Below are 5,255 nucleotides of genomic sequence, written 5' to 3' on the forward strand. Positions count from 1 at the left end.
TCTCTATCTTCTCTATCTCCTAAAATTATTAGCAAAGCTAATAATAAATAAAAAATATAATTTCCTAAAACTATAATAATTATTAATCAAAAATCACTCATTATTCTTGTCCTCCKTGCTCTTCATTAGGAGCRTTGATAATAAWTTCATCATTTTTTAATTGTCTGTTTAAAGTRGCATTTACTGGTAAKYKAACATCAACAATTAACTCATCAATATTTTTAATATTGAATGTTCTACTGTTTAAAATAGCATTATCATATTTAATTAACTTAATAATAAATTCAGTTAATTTAATTTCTCTAATATATATCATTTGTTCATAAGAGGCGTTTGTTTGAATATTTACTCCCGCAACTTCGGCTTGGGTTTGTTGTGCTCCTTTAGCAATAGCGGGAACATGATGACGATTAATTTTATAATAATTAGTTAACAATCAATCATATATTTTTGTTAATTGTTCACCTTTAAAATTACCAGCAATATAGTCTACTGGTTGAAAATTACTATCAGGGTCTCCTTCAACTAATAACAAGTCATTTTCAATAAATGATGCCAACATGTATATTGTAAAATGAAATTCGCTAAAACAACTCTTATTAAAGGGTTGTTTTTTTATTTGAAATAAAACAACTCCTAAAAGGAGGTAATGATAATTAAACAACAAAAAATATGTGATGTTAATGATTGTTATAAATTATCATCATTCACAACGAAGAAACTGGTTTGTTAAAACTTTGATTTTATAAAACTTAATGCAGAGTGGGACAGTTATTTTATAAATAACTAAGTGCTTCCATAAGAACATGAGTATTAACTCATTCCCACAAGCCGTCCGAGGCAAGTACTGAAATAGTGTATGAGTAAAGAGGTAAATCGGCGTTGGTTATTATTTTTAATAACTTGCGATAGTGGTGATGTGTCCAAGGCTAACATCGAACCACAATAAAAATAGAGATGATGACACAAACAATTAAATTTGCGAAAAGTGTGGTTGGTTGGAGTTTAAATAGCATTCGGTCCTTCATATAGGTGCAAGTAAATTTAATTTCAAAAACTGAGCGTCAAATCCTAGAGCAAAAGCACAAATGGGCACGGAAGAAGGAAGACATATATGTCTGGCGTCAAATATAAAAATATAGTTGCATATTTTTAATAGATACTAAAACAAACATAACACCGCCACCGCTTACCCCCAGTAAAGCGGATGGCGTAGTAAATAAATAGATAAATTACTTATATAACTAATTCTCGCTTTGGCACTTTCACTTGGGAGTGAGTGCCAGCGAGTTAAAAAGGAGAATTAAAAAATGACAGAATATAAAAGTAAATATATTAATAAAACTTGAGATGAAATAACAACATCATTTGATTGAGTTAATTGTCAACCTATTGATTGTCGTATTTCACATCATAAAAAACATTATGATTTTCAATGTTTAGAATGAGCAAAAATGTACTTAAATTTATTTAAAGATAAATGAGGTGTTATTGCGTCTTATATGGAACATTACAAAATTAACGATATTTTAGATTTAGCATCAGATGGATGAAAAATATTACAATTTGAGAAAAAAATAAAAGGAATAATTTAGGAGGTAAAGATGAAAAAGTTAAATAAAAAAATTATCAACAAAATAAATGAATTAATTCTTAGAAGTTATCTAGTTTCAAAAGATGAAATTACTGATGAACATTGAGCATTAAATACTAAAAAGAATTAGGAGGAGTTAAATATGAGTATATGAACATTAATAATAATCATAATAAATATTATTTCATGCTTAGTGTCATTGCCTTTTACAATATATGGAATAATCGAAGTCATTAAAATTGAAAAAATAATTAAAAAGATTAAAAGCAGGGAGGAAATAAATTATGACTAAAAGATATTTATTAATACAAAAATCAGAAACTATATTTGGAATAGATACTGAATTATTTTATTCCTTAGAAGAAGCAGAAGCAGTTGCTAAAAATGAAGATTATAAATGAACTATTATTGATTTAAAAATATTAAATGAAAAGGATTTGAATAATATGAAAAAATATGTTGCTAAAAAAGATATTAATAATTATTTAGATAAAAAATTTGAAGAAGCAAAATTTAAAACCACTCAAGCTGATATAGATAATATTTGAGAAATAAGTGATAAAGATATTAAAAAAGCAATGGAAGAAGTTATAAATAATCCCTTTTGAAATCATCTTGTGTTAATTGGTCTGCTTCTTCTCTTCATTCAATAGCAAATTCATAATTATTTAAATCAGCAAATGCTTTTAATTTTTCTCTTTTAGTTTGTGAATGTAAACCTTTACAAATAATATAAGTACCATTATCTAATGTAAAAGAATTCTCAGATAAATTAACTTTATAATTAATATTCATATTATTAAGAGTATTTTGAATATTTTTAAATACTCCATTTCTAATATCTTTATTAATTTTCATAACAGCAATAATAAATATTGGTTTATTAACTAATAACGATATTGCACAAGATTTACCAATTGGATTATCTTTAATTGCAAAGGTTTTAGCACTATAACGACTTCCTATTTCATTATATTCATCAGCAGGATTATATATTTTATTTCACGGTGCATTAGGAATATTTTGTTGATAAAATCATCTTGGTATTTCATCTAAATGTAAAAAATGTTTAAGCATCTTTAATCACCTCATTTATTTTAGGTAAATCAACATTATCAAAATTAATAACAATATTAGCATTATTTATATTTGTATCTTTAACATATTTCTCAACATATATTTTCTTCCCCCCGTCATATTTGTCATTTAATAAATCCAATTCCAATTCTATTTCTAATTGATTTATTGTATCTTTAATAAAATAAGCGGTTTTTGTATTAACTTCATCTTGTCAATTATCAAATGGTAGTTTTAAATAGTATAAATATGCTCTTTTATTACTCAATTTGTCCGCTTTTTTTCGTAAAAACTCCTTAGTTTTACCCGAAATAGTCTTAAAAGTTACCATTTTTTAATTCTTTTTTCATATTAAAATTGCTATTATTTAAACAATATGGTTAAATAAAAGAGTAATAAACAAACTTATCAAGAACTAAAAACGTAGCAAAATGTATTAAAGAACTTAATATTATTTTTATTATGTTTATTTTACAATTAAAAAAAGACTTTTTCAATTCTTAATTTTGTAATTTATAAACAAGTTTTTAGAGCTTTGGAAAATCTATTAAACTTTTATAAATATACTTTAAATATAACACTTTATATAAAAATGTCAATAAATTTCTAAAATTTTATTTTTTATGCTAAAACTATTTTCGGAAAGAGAGCTTTTGGATATGAGAAAATTTAAACATTTAAGTATTAATGAAAAAATTATATTAAAGGAATTATCTAGATCAGAATTATATAAAAAGAAAAATGGTAAAATTAATTACTCAAAGATAGCACGGTTTATGGGAAGAGATAAGGAAACAATTCGACATGAACTTAAAAAATTTAAAGAATATTATCCTTTAAAATCACAAAAACAATATCTTAAAAATAGAAAAAATTCTAAAAAACATATTACTTTAACAGTTAAACAGATTAAGTGATTAAACAAAAATTTTAATACTTTACATAATAAACCTGAAACAATTTGTAAAATGTATGAGATTGAATTTGGCGAAAAATTTCCAATGTGTTTTAAAACACTTTATAAATATATTTATTTAGGATTATTTAATATGGATAAAAAATATCTTTATTTTAAGGGAAAGAAGCGAAATAGTACTGATAATCGTAATCGAGGTAAATTATCTAAATTATCAAATTACAGAACTATTGAAGAAGCAAAACATGATAGATATGAATTTGGTTGATTTCAAATGGATTGTATTGTTGGATCTGACCATAAATCTGCTGTTCTTACTTTTACAGAAGAATTAACTAAATTTACTATTGCTGAAAAATTAAGAGAACAAACAGCCGAAGAAGTTGTTAAAACAATTAAAAATATTTTTGTTAGATTTTTCATTAGGAATTGGGTTTTGCTCATTTCAATAAAAACTTTTTTGAAAAATACCTCAAACCTTTCGGTTTGAATCAATTGTTACAATACGAAAATTTTCGGTTTGAACTTGATTAAGAAAATCATTAATATCATCTAAAATATTTAATCTAATGTATTTTGTATGTTTTATTTTTCATTTTTTCCTCTTTCTATTTAGTTAAACTCTAATATTTTAATACTAACATATTTAATACTAACATATATATTAATAGATTTATTTAAAACAATACTTTAATTTTGTAGAAAACTCTTGATATTCTTGATATTTATAAAATATACCTAAAATTAGGTATATTTTTAATGTAAGAGGTAAATAATTGATGGAAAAAAGATTTAAGGATTTATTACCCCACCGAAGAAAAATTAAAGAAAATAAAGAAACTTTTAAACAAGTTGTTGATTATTTTTATAATGGAAAATATTATGAATTATTACAATGTTTAAAAGAAAGTGAGTCATTTATTCCTAGTTCTAAAAAGTTTTTAAGAGAAACAATTAACTTAATTAAAAATAACGAAGAGGGTATTAAAAATCAAACATTATGAAATAATATTGGTTGTCATATGGAGGGTGATGTTTCCCATTATGGTAAGGGCATATTTTCTAAAAAAGGAATTTATAGCGAAAAAACTGTTAAAAATAAATTGAATACTAGTATGCTAAAATTTAGAAATAATATTAAACCACCAGAAAAACCACCAGAAAATAATAGTATTTTATATAATAATTTTAATAAAACTAAACAACAAAACTTACATCTTTATTAATTTTATTTTTAAATTAAATAATTTTAATAAAAATGCATTTTTTTGTTGTGATTAAATTTAAAAAAATATAAAAATTTGTTGACAATAAAATTAAACATGGTATCTTTAAGTTAAGTAGATGGATTATTTATTCTATTTATTCCATAATTTCTTAAATATACTAAATACCCTTAAATAATTTATACAATCAAAATAATTACAGAATTAATAAATAGTTTAACAGATGATCAATTTTTAGAATTTTATGAAAAAATAAAGCAACAAGCAGAATTAATTAAAAAACAAAAACGTTTAAATGAAATTGATCAAAAATTTAGAGATAAAGGTATTACATGTCCTAATTGCAAATCTTTTCATTGTGTTAAAAATGGTCATAATCCCGAAGGAAAACAAAAATATTTATGTAAAAAATGTCGTGCTAGTTTTGATGCTTTTCGTCATC

7 protein-coding genes and 1 pseudogene are annotated in these 5,255 nt (G+C 23.4%); 5 read left to right on the forward strand and 3 right to left on the reverse strand.

Annotation, left to right across the window (positions count from 1 at the left end; all coding sequences use genetic code 4):
* Positions 1 to 100 precede the first annotated feature (100 nt).
* Positions 101 to 562 carry a hypothetical protein gene (locus C6B38_RS08500; RefSeq protein WP_105299300.1) on the reverse strand — a complete coding sequence of 154 codons (462 nt, stop codon included), beginning with the start codon at positions 560 to 562 and terminating at the stop codon, positions 101 to 103.
* Positions 563 to 1,310: 748 nt separating this feature from the next.
* Between C6B38_RS08500 and C6B38_RS08505 the strand changes: the two genes are divergently transcribed.
* Positions 1,311 to 1,595 (forward strand): hypothetical protein, encoded by a 285-nt coding sequence (locus C6B38_RS08505; protein ID WP_105299301.1) that lies wholly within the window; start codon positions 1,311 to 1,313, stop codon positions 1,593 to 1,595.
* Between the two features lie 283 nt (positions 1,596 to 1,878).
* Positions 1,879 to 2,247 carry a hypothetical protein gene (locus tag C6B38_RS08510; protein ID WP_105299302.1) on the forward strand — a complete coding sequence of 123 codons (369 nt, stop codon included), beginning with the start codon at positions 1,879 to 1,881 and terminating at the stop codon, positions 2,245 to 2,247.
* On the opposite strand, the gene C6B38_RS08515 is transcribed toward C6B38_RS08510, so the two are convergent.
* Together C6B38_RS08515 and C6B38_RS08520 are read right to left on the reverse strand one after the other, a co-directional pair.
* Positions 2,183 to 2,671 (reverse strand): PBSX family phage terminase large subunit, encoded by a 489-nt coding sequence (locus tag C6B38_RS08515; protein ID WP_105299303.1) that lies wholly within the window; start codon positions 2,669 to 2,671, stop codon positions 2,183 to 2,185. The genes C6B38_RS08510 and C6B38_RS08515 overlap by 65 nt on opposite strands.
* On the reverse strand, positions 2,664 to 3,002 hold the full coding sequence (locus C6B38_RS08520) for a hypothetical protein (RefSeq protein WP_105299304.1): 339 nt from the start codon (positions 3,000 to 3,002) through the stop codon (positions 2,664 to 2,666). Before C6B38_RS08520 ends, C6B38_RS08515 begins: the two co-directional genes overlap by 8 nt.
* Before the next feature lie 328 nt (positions 3,003 to 3,330).
* Here C6B38_RS08520 and C6B38_RS10705 point away from each other — a divergent pair.
* The 3 genes and pseudogenes from C6B38_RS10705 to C6B38_RS12475 all read left to right on the forward strand — a co-directional run.
* Positions 3,331 to 3,996 (forward strand): annotated as a pseudogene (locus C6B38_RS10705) (IS30 family transposase); the annotation flags it as partial.
* A 370-nt stretch (positions 3,997 to 4,366) separates the two neighbouring features.
* Positions 4,367 to 4,813, forward strand: coding sequence for a hypothetical protein (locus C6B38_RS08530; protein ID WP_105299305.1), 447 nt, complete (start codon positions 4,367 to 4,369; stop codon positions 4,811 to 4,813).
* Positions 4,814 to 5,140: 327 nt separating this feature from the next.
* Positions 5,141 to 5,255: IS1/IS1595 family N-terminal zinc-binding domain-containing protein (locus C6B38_RS12475; protein ID WP_443028760.1), on the forward strand; the 115-nt coding region annotated here is incomplete at its 3' end.

Origin of the sequence: Spiroplasma sp. ChiS (assembly GCF_002968355.1) — a bacterium.
GTDB lineage: Bacteria > Bacillota_I > Bacilli_A > Mycoplasmatales > Mycoplasmataceae > Spiroplasma > Spiroplasma citri.